Annotated in this window: 15 protein-coding genes; 10 read left to right on the top strand and 5 right to left on the bottom strand. The window is 63.4% G+C overall.

The window, feature by feature from the left end; genetic code table 11:
* Positions 1 to 281 precede the first annotated feature (281 nt).
* Positions 282 to 869: an outer membrane protein gene (locus tag BWR18_RS08240; protein WP_076627528.1), complete on the top strand. Its 588-nt coding sequence runs from the start codon at positions 282 to 284 to the stop codon at positions 867 to 869.
* Here BWR18_RS08240 and BWR18_RS08235 read toward each other — a convergent pair.
* Positions 866 to 2,044 (bottom strand): pyridoxal phosphate-dependent aminotransferase, encoded by a 1,179-nt coding sequence (locus BWR18_RS08235; RefSeq protein ID WP_076627527.1) that lies wholly within the window; start codon positions 2,042 to 2,044, stop codon positions 866 to 868. The genes BWR18_RS08240 and BWR18_RS08235 overlap by 4 nt on opposite strands.
* A 116-nt stretch (positions 2,045 to 2,160) precedes the next feature.
* On the bottom strand, positions 2,161 to 2,517 hold the full coding sequence (locus BWR18_RS08230; protein WP_076630199.1) for an MmcQ/YjbR family DNA-binding protein: 357 nt from the start codon (positions 2,515 to 2,517) through the stop codon (positions 2,161 to 2,163).
* 1,168 nt (positions 2,518 to 3,685) lie between these two features.
* Here BWR18_RS08230 and cysS point away from each other — a divergent pair.
* The 3 genes from cysS to BWR18_RS08215 all read left to right on the top strand — a co-directional run bounded on the left by cysS (position 3,686) and on the right by BWR18_RS08215 (position 7,572).
* Entirely contained in the window at positions 3,686 to 5,062 is a 1,377-nt protein-coding gene (cysS, locus tag BWR18_RS08225; protein WP_076627526.1) for a cysteine--tRNA ligase, read from the top strand.
* A gap of 85 nt (positions 5,063 to 5,147) precedes the next feature.
* Entirely contained in the window at positions 5,148 to 6,764 is a 1,617-nt protein-coding gene (cimA, locus tag BWR18_RS08220) for a citramalate synthase (protein ID WP_076630198.1), read from the top strand.
* A gap of 40 nt (positions 6,765 to 6,804) precedes the next feature.
* Positions 6,805 to 7,572, top strand: coding sequence for a squalene/phytoene synthase family protein (locus tag BWR18_RS08215; protein WP_076627525.1), 768 nt, complete (start codon positions 6,805 to 6,807; stop codon positions 7,570 to 7,572).
* Between the two features lie 17 nt (positions 7,573 to 7,589).
* On the opposite strand, the gene BWR18_RS08210 is transcribed toward BWR18_RS08215, so the two are convergent.
* The gene (locus BWR18_RS08210; protein ID WP_076627524.1) at positions 7,590 to 8,813 is read right to left on the bottom strand and encodes an MFS transporter; all 1,224 of its coding nucleotides are present in this window, start codon (positions 8,811 to 8,813) and stop codon (positions 7,590 to 7,592) included.
* 91 nt (positions 8,814 to 8,904) lie between these two features.
* Between BWR18_RS08210 and BWR18_RS08205 the strand changes: the two genes are divergently transcribed.
* The 5 genes from BWR18_RS08205 to BWR18_RS08185 all read left to right on the top strand — a co-directional run bounded on the left by BWR18_RS08205 (position 8,905) and on the right by BWR18_RS08185 (position 12,381).
* Positions 8,905 to 9,588 carry a precorrin-6A/cobalt-precorrin-6A reductase gene (locus BWR18_RS08205; protein WP_076627523.1) on the top strand — a complete coding sequence of 228 codons (684 nt, stop codon included), beginning with the start codon at positions 8,905 to 8,907 and terminating at the stop codon, positions 9,586 to 9,588.
* Complete coding sequence (locus tag BWR18_RS08200; RefSeq protein ID WP_076627522.1) at positions 9,585 to 10,214, top strand: DNA-3-methyladenine glycosylase family protein; 630 nt, start codon at positions 9,585 to 9,587, stop codon at positions 10,212 to 10,214. Before BWR18_RS08205 ends, BWR18_RS08200 begins: the two co-directional genes overlap by 4 nt.
* Complete coding sequence (locus BWR18_RS08195) at positions 10,211 to 10,876, top strand: alpha/beta hydrolase (RefSeq protein ID WP_076627521.1); 666 nt, start codon at positions 10,211 to 10,213, stop codon at positions 10,874 to 10,876. The genes BWR18_RS08200 and BWR18_RS08195 overlap by 4 nt, the downstream gene beginning before the upstream one ends.
* A 141-nt stretch (positions 10,877 to 11,017) precedes the next feature.
* Complete coding sequence (locus BWR18_RS08190; RefSeq protein ID WP_076627520.1) at positions 11,018 to 11,611, top strand: hypothetical protein; 594 nt, start codon at positions 11,018 to 11,020, stop codon at positions 11,609 to 11,611.
* Positions 11,612 to 11,796: 185 nt separating this feature from the next.
* Entirely contained in the window at positions 11,797 to 12,381 is a 585-nt protein-coding gene (locus BWR18_RS08185) for an HNH endonuclease (protein ID WP_076627519.1), read from the top strand.
* A gap of 20 nt (positions 12,382 to 12,401) precedes the next feature.
* Here the strand turns inward: BWR18_RS08185 and BWR18_RS08180 are convergent, their stop codons facing one another.
* Positions 12,402 to 12,857, bottom strand: a complete 456-nt coding sequence (locus tag BWR18_RS08180; protein WP_076627518.1) for a YHS domain-containing (seleno)protein — start codon at positions 12,855 to 12,857, stop codon at positions 12,402 to 12,404.
* Positions 12,858 to 12,959: 102 nt separating this feature from the next.
* On the bottom strand, positions 12,960 to 13,742 hold the full coding sequence (xth, locus tag BWR18_RS08175; RefSeq protein ID WP_076630197.1) for an exodeoxyribonuclease III: 783 nt from the start codon (positions 13,740 to 13,742) through the stop codon (positions 12,960 to 12,962).
* 357 nt (positions 13,743 to 14,099) lie between these two features.
* Between xth and BWR18_RS08170 the strand changes: the two genes are divergently transcribed.
* Positions 14,100 to 14,618 carry a DUF6749 family protein gene (locus BWR18_RS08170; RefSeq protein WP_076627517.1) on the top strand — a complete coding sequence of 173 codons (519 nt, stop codon included), beginning with the start codon at positions 14,100 to 14,102 and terminating at the stop codon, positions 14,616 to 14,618.
* Positions 14,619 to 14,642: the final 24 nt, after the last annotated feature.

Here is a 14,642-nt window from a genome sequence, read left to right as displayed (position 1 = left end):
CTGATCTTGCTGAAGGCACCCTGCACGCTGTGCGTTTCCTCCCGATCCGCGAATGTTTCAGTCTGTTGTCGGCTCACAGGATGATGTGCAAATTGCCGCCTGTCTTGTCTGTTTGCGACAGGCGCACGCGGCTTGCCGCTGCCTGGATCCGCCGCTTTGAGCGGTCTGCTGCGCAGGCACGCGACTGTGATGGGCCGGGGCTGGAACAAAATGGTGATGTTGCCACTTGTTCTTTGGGAGGTGCGCTACGCGTGCCTTGCCAACACAAAAGGAGCAGACTTATGAAGACGCGCATTCTTGCGATTGGCCTCGCCGCAACGCTGGCTGGCCCCGCTTTGGCAGGCAGCCTCGAGCCCCCGGCGCCCGAGCCTGCGGCACCGGCCCCGCTGCCGCCCGCACCCGTGCAGACATTTGGCGGTGACTGGACCGGTGGTTATGCCGGTGTGCAGCTCGGCTACGGCGATGTGGACGCCACCGGCGATGCGGATGGTGACGACATCCTCTACGGTGCGCACCTGGGCTACCGCTATGACTTCGGCACTTTCGTGCTGGGGGGTGAGCTGGACTATGACTTTGCCGATATCGACCTCAATGGCGCGGCGGACGTGGACAGCGTGGCCCGCCTGAAACTGCAGGCCGGGTACGATTTCGGCCGGACGCTTGGGTACTTCACGGCGGGTGTCGCCGACCTCGACACGTCGCTGGGCAGTGAAACCGGTGAGTTCTACGGCATCGGTGTCGCCTATCAGATCAACGACCGCTACACGGTGGGCGCGGAACTGCTGGACCACAGCTTTGACGACATCGGCGGTTCGGGGGTCGAGGCGGACGCCACGACGCTGACCGTGCGCGGCTCGATCCGGTTCTAGGCGGCGCGCGCGCGCGCTTCGGCAAAGCCCGCAAGCGTGCGCAGCGCCGTTTCAAATCCCGCGTCGTCGATGGTCATCGCGACGCGGACATGCCCGGCGGCAGCGCTCCCAAAGCTCTCGCCGGGCATAACGGCAATGTGGTGCCGGTCCAGCAGCGCATTGGCAAAATCGTCTCCGCTCATCCCCGTCGCCCTTATGTCCAGCATCAGGTACATCGCCCCCTGCGCCGGGATCAGCCCGATGGTGTTCTGCGCGCCCAGCACTCGCTGCGCGATGGCGCGGCGGCGCAGAAAGGGGGCGGCGACCTCCGCCTCGAACGCAGGTCCCTGACCCAACGCAAAGACGGACGCGTCCTGAATGAACCCCGGCACACCATAGGTGGTGTGGGTGGCAAAGGTGATCAGATGGGCGATGACCTCCTCGGGCCCGATGATCCAGCCGCAGCGCGACCCGGTCATGGCATGGCTCTTCGACATCGAACCGATCACGAGGGTGCGCTCGGCCATGCCGGGCAGGGCGCGGGGCGACAGATGCGCCCCCTCCCACACCTGCGTGTCATACACCTCGTCCGAGATCAGCCACAGATCGTGGTCCACGCAGACCTGCGCAATGCCCTCCAGCGTGGCGCGGGAATAGACCGTGCCGGTGGGGTTGTTGGGCGAGTTGATCAGGAGACTGCGCGCGCCCTCCGCATGGGCCGCGATGTCGGCGGCACGGGGCTGAAACGCATCCTCCGCCCGCGTCGCAATCGCCTGCGGCACCGCGGACACGCCCCGGATCGTGCCGGGATAGGTGGCATAATAGGGGTCGAGGTAAAGCGCGGTGTCGCCCGGATCACAGGCGGCGGCATGGGCAGCAAACAGCGCCGCCTGCCCGCCGGGGGTGATCAGCACATTGTCGCGGGTGGTGGGCACCCCTGTACGCTCGGTCGTGCGCGCCGCGACCATGTCGCGCAACGCATCCGTGCCCGGCACCATCGCATAGCCCGTATGCCCGCCCATCGCACTCCGGTGCATGTCCTGCAGAATGGGTGCCGCGGTTCGGATGTCATGCTCGCCAATGGTGAGTTCGGTGACGGCCGTGCCCGCCGCAATCATCTTGCGCGCCTTGATGAACACATCCCAGCCATCCGATCCACCGCCGGTGAGGGTCTGCATGCGTTGGGACAGGGACATCGGTTGCTCCTTTTGCGGGTCTCGGGGCCAAGGGCGCAGAGGGCGCCAGCGATGTCAACACGCGGACTGGGGCGCTGCCCCAGACACCGGAGTCTATGTGGCAAGATGAAGAAGGGTTATGTGTCGTCCTGCCACGCGGCAAGGTCCGCTTGCGCCTTTTTGGGCAGGCTCTTGCGGATCAGGCCATAAGAGGTGTGGATGCGGTCGGCCAGCGCGTCCGCACCCGGATGATCAAATGGGATACGGACCCAGGAGCGGTGGAAATACTTCGCCTTGATGGCCGCCCCGATCTCGATCAGGAACTGCGCGCTGTCGGGGTCCGCCGTCTTGACCGACACACCGTCAAGCGCATGGCCATAGCAGGCGAACATCTTGTCTCCCACCTTCCACGCCTCCAGCCCGCCATCGGCATTGGAGTGATACCACGCGCCGGGCAGGGCGGCACAGATGCGGTTTGCGTCATCGACAGTCATGGCGTGCCGGTATGAGATGAGCGTATCAAAGTCTGCGATCCAATCGTCATCACCGTTCCTCCCTCTGAGCAGACCTATACCGCCGCCCGGCGGCGCACAGAAGGGGGTATTGGCCTGGCCAAACGGCTGCTGTGCGGCAGCCACCACGCTTCGCACCATCCAACCAAATGACAGGTCGTTAGCATAGCATCCATATCACGAGTGATCAGCGGTCAGGGCGCACTATTGCAATTCACCTCAACGGCACGTTGCAGCGTGCGCAGTTGCGTTGCGACGCGGTTTTGTTTTGGCAACCGCTCCATGGCGTTCCGGTTGACGCCCCCGCTGACATCGCGTCGGCGGAGGATCCGGCAAAACCGGACATGGCGGCAAAGTTCCGCATGGGGATACAAGGGAACAATCCGGGCGCAGGCATCAGCCGGTTCTCACGTAAAATGATCGTGGATTACGGGTTGGAAACGCGACGCCGACCCGCGCGAACTTAAGGACGCCAAGGGTGTGCTTGCCGCGCAGGATGACGCGACACTGATCCTGCGCAAGGATGCGGCGCGCAAATTGTCTGATCGGGGTCTCCGGTGTTCGGGGAATACATCCCGGGGCAACGCCGCCGTATCTCGGCTGGACCGCGCTATTGTCCGGGCAGGGCCGACACCCCCGGAGACAGCAGGCAGGTGGCATCAAGAAAACCCCGCGCGCCTCGCGACGTGGTTGGTTTTGTCCGTCGCCTCGTCCCGTGCGCGCATCGGGCGATAGCTGTCGCCAAAATCCATGCCGCGCGCCGCACCAATGTCCGCTTCTCCTGCTCAGCGCAGGCATGCCGTCTTCCGTTTGTGCAGCACTCTTCACGCGGCGCGCGCGCCGCCAAAAGTCACAATGACCGAGTTGGGCGCCCGGCAGACGTTCCTGCACCCTGCCTGCAGTGCAGCGCGCTCGACCAAGGATGCCTCCTCCCGCACCACATGGCGGTCCCCATCACGCCCGCCCCTGAAAAGGGTTGACCGACCATCATCCTGCGCGCTACCCACCGGGTATGAACCGCACGATTTGCATCACCTGCTGCATCATCTGCTGATTTCCTCAGCGGGCCGGTTCTTTGTTTCCATGACATCTCAGAATTGCTAGGCCCGCGCCAACCTGCGCTCACGCCCTGCATCTCTGAGGCTTCGACATGACCATCAAGCTTTACAACACCGCGACCCGCCGGAAAGAGGCATTTGAACCCCTCGATCCGGAAAACGTGCGTATGTATGTCTGTGGCCCCACCGTCTATGACCGCGCCCATCTGGGCAATGCGCGTCCTGTGCTCGTCTTTGACGTGCTCAACCGGCTTCTGCGCCATGTGTATGGGGCCGATGCGGTGACGTATGTGCGCAATTTCACGGACGTGGATGACAAGATCAACGCCACCGCGCTCGCGCGGAAAGAGGCGGGGGCCAAAGGCACGCTGGAAGAATTGGTCGCCGAGCGGTCCGATGAAACCATCGCGTGGTATCACGCCGACATGGATGCGCTGGGGGCCTTGCGCCCCGATCACGAGCCGCGCGCGACCCAGTACATCGCACAGATGGTGGCGATGATCACCGACCTGATCGACAAGGGCTTCGCCTATGCCAACGAGGGCCATGTGCTTTTTCGTGTGCGGGCCTATGCCGACTACGGGCAATTGTCGGGCCGCTCGGTCGACGACATGATCGCAGGCGCCCGGGTCGAGGTCGCACCCTACAAGGAGGATCCGATGGACTTTGTCCTCTGGAAGCCCTCCGACGACGATCTGCCCGGCTGGGACAGTCCGTGGGGCAGGGGGCGGCCCGGCTGGCACATCGAATGCTCGGCCATGGCCTACGAGCTTTTGGGCGACAGGTTCGACATCCACGGCGGCGGCAATGACCTGCAATTCCCCCACCACGAAAACGAGATCGCGCAGTCGAAATGCGCGGGCCACGGCTTTGCCAATGTCTGGATGCACAACGAGATGCTGCAGGTCGAGGGCAAGAAGATGTCGAAATCCCTCGGCAATTTCTTCACCGTCCGCGATGTGCTCGATCAGGGCGTGCCGGGCGAAGTGATCCGTTTTGTGATGCTGTCCACCCACTACCGCAAGCCGATGGACTGGACCGAGAAGAAGCGGGCGGAGGCGGAGGCGACCTTGCGCAAGTGGGCGGGGATTGTCGGCGATGCCGACGGCACGGATGTCCCAACGGACATTCTCGACGCGCTGTCGGATGATCTGAACACACCGCTCGCTATCACCCACATGCACCGCCTTGCATCCGATCACGACGCGGCCGGATTGTCGGCGGCGTTAACCTTAATGGGCATTAACCTCACTGCCGTTGATGTCTCCGATACGTCCGATCTGGACGGCTGGGCCGCGCAGCTTGCCGCGCTGCGGGCAGATGCGATGGTGTCCAAGGATTTCGGCCCTGTGGACGCGATGAAATCCGCGCTGGTCGACGCCGGTGTCGAGGTCCGCATGAGCAAAGCAGGCGTCGAGCTGGTTCCTGGCGCTGGCTTTGATGCGGCCAAGCTGGAGGCGCTGAAATGAGAGTGAACCTTTCCAAAGGGTTAACGCGCCGCTGTAACCCATTGAAATCCCGTGCCTGCCACACCGTCCCAGCGAGGGACACATGATGACCCGCGAACGTATTTTCCTCTTCGACACCACCCTGCGCGACGGGCAGCAAACGCAAGGGGTCCAATTCTCCACCCCGGAAAAACACCAGATCGCCCAGGCCCTCGACACCCTCGGGATCGACTATATCGAGGGCGGCTGGCCGGGCGCCAACCCCACCGACAGCGCCTTTTTCGAACAGCCCCCCAAAACCCGCGCGACCTTCACAGCCTTCGGGATGACCAAGCGAGCGGGCATCAGCGCGGAAAACGACGACGTCCTCGCCGCGGTCCTGAACGCGGGAACCGGGGCGGTCTGCCTGGTCGGCAAGACCCACGATTTCCACGTGGAAAAAGCCCTCGGCATCTCCCTGCCCGAGAACACCGCCAACATCTCCCAAAGCTTTGCCCACCTTGCCGCACAGGGGCGCGAGGCGATCTTTGATGCCGAACATTTCTTCGACGGCTACAAAAGCAACCCCGACTACGCCCTCGAAGCGGTCCACGCCGCCCATGATGCCGGGGCGCGCTGGGTCGCCCTTTGCGACACGAACGGCGGCACCTTGCCCCACCAGATCCACGAGATCACCAAGGCGGTCATCGCGTCCGGGATCACTGGGGACCGGCTGGGCATCCACACCCACAATGACACCGAAAATGCCGTGGCCGGATCGCTGGCCGCCGTCGATGCGGGCGCGCGCCAGATCCAGGGCACCTTGAACGGGCTGGGCGAGCGGTGCGGAAACGCCAACCTGACCGCGCTGATCCCGATCCTGCTGCTCAAGGAACCCTACGCGAGCCAGTTTGAAACCGGCGTCTCGGTGGAGGCGCTGGCAGGGCTGACCCGGACCAGCCGGATGCTCGATGACATCCTGAACCGCGTCCCCCAGAAACAGGCGGCCTTTGTCGGAGCATCGGCCTTTGCCCACAAGGCCGGGCTGCACGCCTCGGCCATCCTCAAGGATCCGACGACGTATGAGCATGTGGACCCGGCCTCGGTCGGGAACGCGCGTATCATTCCGATGTCGAACCAGGCGGGGCAATCGAACCTGCGGAGGCGATTGGCCGAGATGGGGCTGGAGGTCGCGCCGAAAGACCCCGCCTTGCCCCGCATCCTCGACCGGATCAAGGCGCGCGAGGCTGAGGGCTATTCCTATGACACCGCCCAAGCATCCTTCGAACTGCTGGCGCGCGACGAGCTGGGACTGCTGCCCGAGTTTTTCGAGGTCAAGCGCTACCGGGTCACGATCGAGCGGCGCAAGAACAAGCGGGATCAGATGGTGTCACTGTCCGAAGCCGTCGTTGTGGTGAAGGTTGACGGTCAGAAGATGCTGTCCGTCAGTGAATCCATGGATGCCCTAGGCACGGATCGCGGGCCGGTCAACGCGTTGGCCAAGGCGCTGGCCAAAGATCTCGGGCGGTATCAGAAATTTGTCGAGGATATCCGCCTGGTCGACTTCAAGGTCCGTATCACCCAAGGCGGGACCGAGGCCGTCACGCGCGTCATCATCGACAGTGAGGACGGGCAGGGGCGGCGGTGGTCCACGGTCGGTGTCAGCGCGAATATCGTCGATGCGTCCTTTGAGGCGCTGTTGGATGCGATCCGGTGGAAACTGGTGCAGGACGGTGTGACATGAGCCGCCGTGCCTCTGCCGCCTGTCCTGTGACGGGGCGGGCATGACCTTTCCCAACCAGGTCGTTCCCTGCGCCCGGCTGGTCGAGCAAGGCGACCCGGACCGGTTCCGCACCGTGATGGCCGCGCCGGTGGACGCGCGCGCAATCCTGTTTCCGCTCTATGCCCTGAATGTCGAAGTGTCGCGTGCGCCCTGGGTCACACAAGAGGCGATGATTGCGGAGATGCGTTTGCAGTGGTGGCGGGACGCGCTTGAGGAGATCGCCGAGGGGCGGGATGTGCGCAAGCATGAGGTGACGACGCCCGTGGCCACGATCCTGTCGCCCGACGCGGCGCGCCGCTTGGACGAGGCGGTCGCGGCGCGCCGTTGGGACGTCTACCGAGAGCCGTTTGAGGATGAGGCGCATTTTGATCGGTATCTGGACCAGACCGCGGGCCACCTGATGTGGACCGCGGCAGAGGCGTTGGGCGCGCCGGCCGATCAGGAACGGGCGGTGCGTTCGGTTGCGGCAGTTGGTGCTTTGGTCGCTTTCTTACGTGCCGTGCCAAAGCTCGAAGAGGCCGGGCGTATTCCCTTGCTGGATGGGACACATGAAGGTGTCGCAGCACTTGCGGGGCGCATCAGGATGCGCCTTACGACCCCGCGTGTGCCAGCACGTGCGCGGGTTGCGTTGTGGCCCGCGCTTGGGTCGGCGCAGTGTCTGAAACAGATTATGCACGCACCCGCAATGGTGGCCAACGGTACAGTGCCCGTGCCCTTGGTCCCGTGGCGGTTGAGTGTCGCGGCATTGACCGGACGCGCGATGCTGTAAGGCGGATCCTGATCCGCCTAAGCCGTAACGGCCCGTTGACGCATCACCAGCCAGATCAGCGACCCGCCTGCCAGCACAAGGAACGGCACCATGGCGATGTTGACGGCTGCCCAGCCTTCGACGGCGTCACCGCCTGCGCAATTCATCAAACCGCCCGAGGCCAGCGAGGCAACGGTCACCCCGCCAAAGACGATCAGATCGTTCATGCCCTGCATGCGGCCGCGCTCCTGCGCGCTGTGGGCGCTCGACAGCATGGTGGTTGCGCCGATGAACCCGAAGTTCCAGCCGATTCCCAGGAAGAACAGCGCCCAGTAAAAGTTGGCGAGGTCCACGCCCTGCAACGCCACCAGCCCTGCAACGCCGAGGATGGCAAGGCCCAGCCCCATGATCGTCTCTGCCCCGAAGCGCGAAATCAGGTGGCCGGTGAAGAAGGACGGTGCAAACATGGCCAGCACGTGTACGGTGACGACATTCGCGGCGTCCGGCTCGGTAAAGCCGCAGCCGACGACGGCGAGCGGGGTCGACGTCATCACCAGGTTCATCAGCGCATAGGACACCGCAGCACAGATCACGGCCACGGCGATGCGCGGGTCGCGCAGCAGTTCCTTGCGGCTGCGGCCAGGGCCGTCCGTGGCCGAAGGTGCGGGCGGCTTGGGGATGTCGAGCAGGAAGAACAGCGCCATGCCCATCAGGTTGAAGCCCATCGCAACCCAGTAGATCGGGATGTACCGTGCCACGGTCGCGTCTGCCGTGTCTGCGGTGACATAGCCCACGACCTGCGGGCCGATGATGGCCGACAAAAGCCCGCCTGCCATGACGTAGGAAATGGCCTTCGGCCGAAAGGCGTCCGATGCGGTGTCAGCCGCGGCAAAGCGATAGAAGCCTTGTGCCGACATGTAGATTCCCGTCATGTAACTGCCCACCAGAAACAGCCAGAAACTGCCGATACTCAGCGCCCAGACCCCGATGGCGGCCCCGAGCAGCCCGCCAAAGGCACCGATGATGAACCCCGATTTGCGTCCGAAGCGCTGCATCACATTCGACAGCCAAGGGGCCGTGGTCATCGACCCGAACACGATCAGCGAAATGGGCAGTGTGGCGAGGCAGGCAAAAGGTGTCAGCTGCTGTCCGGCCAGTCCAGCGACCACGAACATCATGGTGATCTGGCTGCCAAGGAAGGCCTGCGCCGCCACAAGGACGGCCACGTTGCGCTTGGCGCGGGTATCGTCGATTTGGGTCATGCGTTTTGACTATCCCCGTGCGCGGCCTGCGACAAGCGTGCGTTTGAGCGCAGGTGCTTGCGCGCAAGCCAAAGGGGCGTAGGGTGGCGCCATGGCACGGCTCTTGATCCTTGGCGGTTCGGCGATGACCGACCCCGCGCTGGTCGCGCTGACGGGGGCGGGCCATGACGTGTCCGTCTATTGGTCGCGGGCGCCGGGGTCTTCGGACGTATCATGTGCGACGCGCCTGCGGGGCGGATTGTTGGGCGCCGAGGGGATCGTGGATACGACCCACCCCTTTGACGATACCGTGCGCAGCATCGCCATGCGACTGGCCCCGCATCTGCCGCGTGTTCGGCTGCGGCGTCCCGGCTGGACGGCAACCTCGGACGACAGATGGCAGCATGTGACGACACTGCCCGACGCCGTGGCCGCCTTGCCCGCGGGGGCGCGTGTTTTTGCCGCTTCCGGGCGCGACAGTGCCGAGGTTCTGACCCACCATGACGGCCCGGTCTTCTTGCGCCAGTTGCAGCGCCACGACCATGCGGCCCCGGATGGCTGTACCTATGTGTTTGGCAGCGGGCCGTTCGATGTGGACGATGAGATGGCCCTGTTTCGCGACTTGCGGATCGACGTGGTGCTGGCCCGCAACATCGGTGGCACAAGCAGCTTTCCAAAACTTGCCGCGGCGCGCGCGCTGAACATGCCGGTGGTTTTGATTGACCCCCCGGACAGCGGCTTTGGCGTGCAGGTTGGCGATACGGACGCCTTGTTGGACTGGGTGGGCCGCTTGTGACGGGACGCATTGTAGAGACGGATGCCGACGTGGCCGAAGGTGCAGCATGGCTCGCCACCTGCGATCCGGCCCTCGCGAGGGCGCTTGAGACTGCGGGGCCGCTGCCCTTGCGGCGCAGGCCGGACGGGTTTGCCGCCCTGTTGAATGCCATTGTCGGTCAACAGGTCAGCACCGCGTCCGCCAATGCGATCTGGGGCAGGCTGGACGCCGGGGGCATGACACATCCGACCGGGGTGATTGCGGCGGGTGAGGATGGTTTGCGGTCTGCGGGGCTAAGCCGCCAGAAGATTGCCTATGCCCTCGCTTTGGCCGATGCCGGGATTGACTATGACGCGCTGCGCGCGGCCCCGGATGCCGAAGTGATCGCGACGCTCACTGCCGTGAAGGGCATCGGTGTCTGGACGGCCGAGATCTATGCCATGTTTGCCCTTGGGCGCGCGGATGTCTTTGCGCCCGGTGATCTGGCCCTGCAGGAGGCGGCGCGCATGATCTTTGACTTGCCGGAACGGCCCAAGGAAAAGGCGCTGCGCGGGATGGCCGAGGACTGGTCGCCCTGGCGGGCGGTTGCTGCGCGGCTGTTCTTCACCTACTACCGGGTCGCAAAGGGCCGAGAGGGGATCACATGACACGGGTGTTGCAGGCAGGGCGGGTTGAGCCGCAATCGGGTGAGTTGCGGTCCATCGTCGTGTTCCTGCATGGCTATGGTGCCAATGGCGCGGACCTTTTGGGGCTGGCCGATCCGCTGGCCGAGCATCTGCCCGATACGCTATTTGTGGCCCCCGATGCGCCCGAGGCCATCGACATGATGCCGGGCGCATATCAGTGGTTTCCGATCCCATGGATCGACGGGTCATCCGAGGAAGAGGCCGAGCGCGGTTTGCGCGCCGCGGCCGAGGACCTGAACGCCTTTCTCGACGCATTGATGGTGGACGAGGATGTACTGCCCGAACAGGTCGTGCTGTTCGGCTTTTCCCAGGGCACGATGATGTCGCTGCATGTGGCGCCGCGGCGCGAAGACCCGGTTGCGGGCATCATTGCCTTTTCCGGGCGTCTGCTGAACCCCGAAGTACTGGCCGATGAGGTCGTGAGCCGTCCGCCCATCCTGCTGATCCACGGCGATCAGGATGACGTCGTGCCGCCGCAATCGCTGCCGCAAGCTGCCGAGGCGTTGCAGGGGGCAGGGTGGAAGGACGTCTATGCCCATGTCATGAAAGGCACGGCGCATGGAATCGCACCTGATGGCCTAAGTGTCGCGCTGGCCTTTATGCGGGACAAATTGGGGCTCTGAGCGGAACAATATTGCCAAATCGGCCACTTTTTTTCGCGCTTGCCCTTGATCTGGTAGTCCCTCACTACATTTGCTTTGCCCTGTCGCGATTTCTGTGGCGCACTGAGCCGATAAAAACAGTGCGCAACAGGGGGACGCGACATGAAGATGGCGCTCGTTGGGGGCTTTGCCCTCGCGGCGGCGGTGCTGAGTATCACTTTGACGACACCCGCCACCGCCTTCAACTTGGATGAATTGCAAACGACGACGGCGGCGGTCGATACCGAATTGGACCGGTCGATAGTCTTGCGCTCGGTCCGGATGCCGGGGGCATTCGGCAAGCTGATCCTGGATATGGATGCGGATGCCCGTTTGCTCGACCGAACACGTGACGTGGCCAACCTCACGGATGCAGATGTCTGGGTGGTGGGCCTGCGCGGTTGGTCGGACACTGAATGGCTGGAAACCAGCCCTTTGCACAAGCTCTTTGCCGCACATCTCCATGCGGCCCATCCGGCGCAGCGGTTCAAGTCGTTTCAGTGGAATGTGCGGGGTGGACAGATGATGGATGTCCATTTCGTCAACTTGCGCCGCGCGTCGGACTTGTCCGAAGCCTGTCTAGCCGAACTGGTCTACCGGCTGTCGCAACGGGCCGTAACCAGCAGACGTGTGGCCGATCTGACGCTGGTCAGTGCGCGGGCCGAGCCGTTGGTGGCGCTGACGGACGCTCCGGCCAATGCGGGGCATTGCGACTAAGCCCGCAACCTGTGGATAACCGTCATATGCGTGTCATGAACCTGTCCTATCCGACCTGCGACATCTCGTGGTCAGCTGGGCACTTGCCAGACGCTTTCCACAATATATAGTCACCGTATAAAGCTGGGGCGGGTTCCCCGCTCTGGTGCCGATAACGGGCAGACAGGGCGAGGACGGAGTCACTTATGGACGGCGATTTCAGGACAGAATTTACGCGCAGCCCCTCTGCGCTGAAACAGCACCCGGCGCTGGTGTTGAATGCCGATTACAGGCCGCTCAGCTACTATCCGCTGTCGCTTTGGCCATGGCAGGAGGCGATCAAGGCCGCCTGGCTCGACCGGGTCGATATCGTGGCCGAATATGACGAGGTCGTCCGGTCCCCGAGTACCGTGATCCGAATACCGTCGGTCGTGGTTCTCAAGGACTATGTGAAACCCCAAAAGCGCGTGGCCTTCACGCGCTTTAATTTGTTTCTGAGGGACGAATTTCAGTGTCAGTATTGCGGGGCCAAGGGGGATCTGACCTTTGACCACGTTGTGCCGCGTGCGTCGGGCGGTGTGACCAGTTGGCAGAACGTGGTTGCGGCTTGCAGCCCCTGCAACCTGCGTAAAGGGTCGAAACCGCTGCACCGCACCGGAATGGCCCTGCGCAAACCACCGCGCCAGCCGGGGGCGGAGGAGTTGCGGAACATGGGCCGCAAGTTTCCCCCGAACCACCTGCATGAAAGCTGGATGGATTTCCTTTATTGGGACGCCGAGTTGCAGGCGTGAGCCGCCCGCACCGGATCTTATCACGCCAGAACGCCCGGCCAGTTGGCATCGCCGGCCGCGATGTTGCCGGGTATGTCCCGTTCCCAACGACGTTGGATGCGGCGGTTGAAATTCAGATACAGCTTGCCGCCCACAACCTTCCACGCTTCGGGGATTGTTGAGGCGGTGTAACCCTGGCTCACCGCCCAGGCGCAGTACCCACCGTATTGCGGAGCATAGGCTTCCGGATCCGCTGCAAAGGCATCCCGGTTGGCGGCCGTTGCAAAGTGCCATTCCGCCCCGTTCCAGACATGCGCGTGCTCTGGCGCACCTTTGACGGGCTCACCTTGTGTAAAGTAGGCGACCACGTCGCTGGCGTCGACGGCGATGCCCTCGTTTGCATAAACAGCGGGGGTGCGGGCCAGTGCGGCCCGCGCGATGAGGGTTGCGGCGGGCAGGGTGGCTGCCATGGTGAGTAGGGTGCGACGGGTCGGCATCTGGATCTCCTGCAAACATCTGTGGCCAAGAGATGGGGCGCCCGTTTTCACGCGCCACAGTCCCCACGCACCTGTGACAGTCCGTGACACGGCCCCATGGCGTCAGGCGGCCAGATCGACCCAGACCGGCACGTGGTCCGACGGTTTTTCCTCACCCCGCACCGCCTTGTCGATCTGACAGTCGGTCATCAGGTCGGCACAGACCGGGCTGAGCAGGACGTGGTCGATGCGGATGCCGTCATCCTTGTTCCACGCGCCCGCTTGATAGTCCCAGAATGAATAGTGTCCCGGCCCGAACGTGCGTGCGCGAAAGGCTTCGGTCAGGCCCAGGTTCAGAAGCCGACGGAATGCCGTGCGGCTTTCAAGTCGAAACAACGCATCGTCGCGCCAGTCATCCGGGCGTTTGGCATCTTCGGCCTGCGGGATGATGTTGTAGTCGCCCGCCATCAGGAACGGCGTTTCTTCGGCCAGAAGCGCGATGGCGCGGGCACGCAGCCGGTCCATCCACGCGAGTTTGTAGTCGTATTTCGGACCTGGCGTCGGGTTGCCATTGGGCAGGTACAGCCCGCACAGGCGGATCGCATGCGTGTCGCCCATCACCGTGGCCTCGATATAGCGCGCCTGTTCATCCGCCTCGTCGCCGGGCAGGCCGCGGGTGACGTCCTCAAGCGGCAGCTTGGACAGGATCGCGACCCCGTTGAATGACTTCTGCCCGTGCGTGGCGACGTTATAGCCGCGGTCCTCGAACAGTTCGGCGGGAAAGTTTTCGTCCACCGATTTGATCTCTTGCAACAGCACGACATCCGGGTTGGCCGCATCCAACCAGCGCGGCAGTGCGTCGATCCGGGCTTTGATCCCGTTGATGTTGAACGTTGCGATTTTCATGTCGGCCCCTCGCGCGTGTGCATCCGATGTGTTGCGCATCCTGCGCCGGACGGCAAGGCCGTCAATCGGAAGCGGTGACGGGCTTAAATTAACTATTTCTTAACTGTTCGATTCGGGTTAAAATTTGGGAGAAGCGTGCTAAAAGTCAGAAAAATGCATTAAAAACAGCACTGTGGATAAGTTTTTTTGACGCTTCCCTTTCCGGTTTGAAGCCGATCTTGGCCAAATGCTTCTGTGGCTTTCCTTATGTGGATAAGTTTGCATCGGCTCGCCTTCGGGCAGAAAAATCCTTTCGTCAATCGCCTTAAGCGGGCAACGCTTTAAGGGTCACAACCCAAAGGCGAAAGGAATTCAGCCATGACAGCCCAACGCAAAATCAACGTCGCTCTCGATACCTCCGCAATCGGTGGCTTGCACGCTGGCGACGGGGTCGATCTGTTTTCGACCAGCAGCGCACCCGGCGCATTCGAGACCATCCTCGGTGAAGGTGTCGAGATGTTCTCGACCAGCAGTGCCCCAATGGCAACAGACGCAACCGTCGGGGACGGAACACACCTGTTTTCCACCAGCAGCGCGCCGTTTGCGACCGACACAACGATGGGCGACGGGGTCGAGATGTTCTCGACCAGCAGCGCACCTGTCGCAACGGATGCCACCCTGGGCGATGGTGTGGAATTGTTCTCGACCAGCAGTGCGCCTGCGGCGATCGAAACTGCGGCCGGTGACGGGGTTGAACTCTTCTCGACCAGCAGCGGCCCCCTGACTTCGGAGGCGGCATCCGGCGATGCGACCGGCGCGTTTTCGTCCGGTTCCGGCCCCGTAACAGGCACCGTGACCCAAGGTGACGTCACCGGCCTGTTCTCCTCGGGCTCCTGACCCGCGTTGGCGGGACATGACCAC

The sequence above is a fragment of the Tateyamaria omphalii genome (genome assembly GCF_001969365.1).
GTDB lineage: Bacteria > Pseudomonadota > Alphaproteobacteria > Rhodobacterales > Rhodobacteraceae > Tateyamaria > Tateyamaria omphalii_A.
Note: the sequence above shows the minus strand (reverse complement) of the source record. Positions and strands in the feature narration are given on the sequence as shown.

What these genes read in the sequence shown, in the direction of transcription:
- BWR18_RS08215 (WP_076627525.1), top strand. Translation starts at nt 6,805, where the DNA reads ATGACCTTTCCCAACCAGGTCGTTCCCTGCGCCCGGCTGGTCGAGCAA.
- BWR18_RS08205 (WP_076627523.1), top strand. Translation starts at nt 8,905, where the DNA reads ATGGCACGGCTCTTGATCCTTGGCGGTTCGGCGATGACCGACCCCGCG.
- BWR18_RS08240 (WP_076627528.1), top strand. Translation starts at nt 282, where the DNA reads ATGAAGACGCGCATTCTTGCGATTGGCCTCGCCGCAACGCTGGCTGGC.
- BWR18_RS08170 (WP_076627517.1), top strand. Translation starts at nt 14,100, where the DNA reads ATGACAGCCCAACGCAAAATCAACGTCGCTCTCGATACCTCCGCAATC.
- BWR18_RS08180 (WP_076627518.1), bottom strand. Translation starts at nt 12,857, where the DNA reads ATGCCGACCCGTCGCACCCTACTCACCATGGCAGCCACCCTGCCCGCC.
- BWR18_RS08185 (WP_076627519.1), top strand. Translation starts at nt 11,797, where the DNA reads ATGGACGGCGATTTCAGGACAGAATTTACGCGCAGCCCCTCTGCGCTG.
- BWR18_RS08195 (WP_076627521.1), top strand. Translation starts at nt 10,211, where the DNA reads ATGACACGGGTGTTGCAGGCAGGGCGGGTTGAGCCGCAATCGGGTGAG.
- cysS (WP_076627526.1), top strand. Translation starts at nt 3,686, where the DNA reads ATGACCATCAAGCTTTACAACACCGCGACCCGCCGGAAAGAGGCATTT.
- cimA (WP_076630198.1), top strand. Translation starts at nt 5,148, where the DNA reads ATGACCCGCGAACGTATTTTCCTCTTCGACACCACCCTGCGCGACGGG.
- xth (WP_076630197.1), bottom strand. Translation starts at nt 13,742, where the DNA reads ATGAAAATCGCAACGTTCAACATCAACGGGATCAAAGCCCGGATCGAC.
- BWR18_RS08235 (WP_076627527.1), bottom strand. Translation starts at nt 2,044, where the DNA reads ATGTCCCTGTCCCAACGCATGCAGACCCTCACCGGCGGTGGATCGGAT.
- BWR18_RS08210 (WP_076627524.1), bottom strand. Translation starts at nt 8,813, where the DNA reads ATGACCCAAATCGACGATACCCGCGCCAAGCGCAACGTGGCCGTCCTT.
- BWR18_RS08190 (WP_076627520.1), top strand. Translation starts at nt 11,018, where the DNA reads ATGAAGATGGCGCTCGTTGGGGGCTTTGCCCTCGCGGCGGCGGTGCTG.
- BWR18_RS08230 (WP_076630199.1), bottom strand. Translation starts at nt 2,517, where the DNA reads ATGACTGTCGATGACGCAAACCGCATCTGTGCCGCCCTGCCCGGCGCG.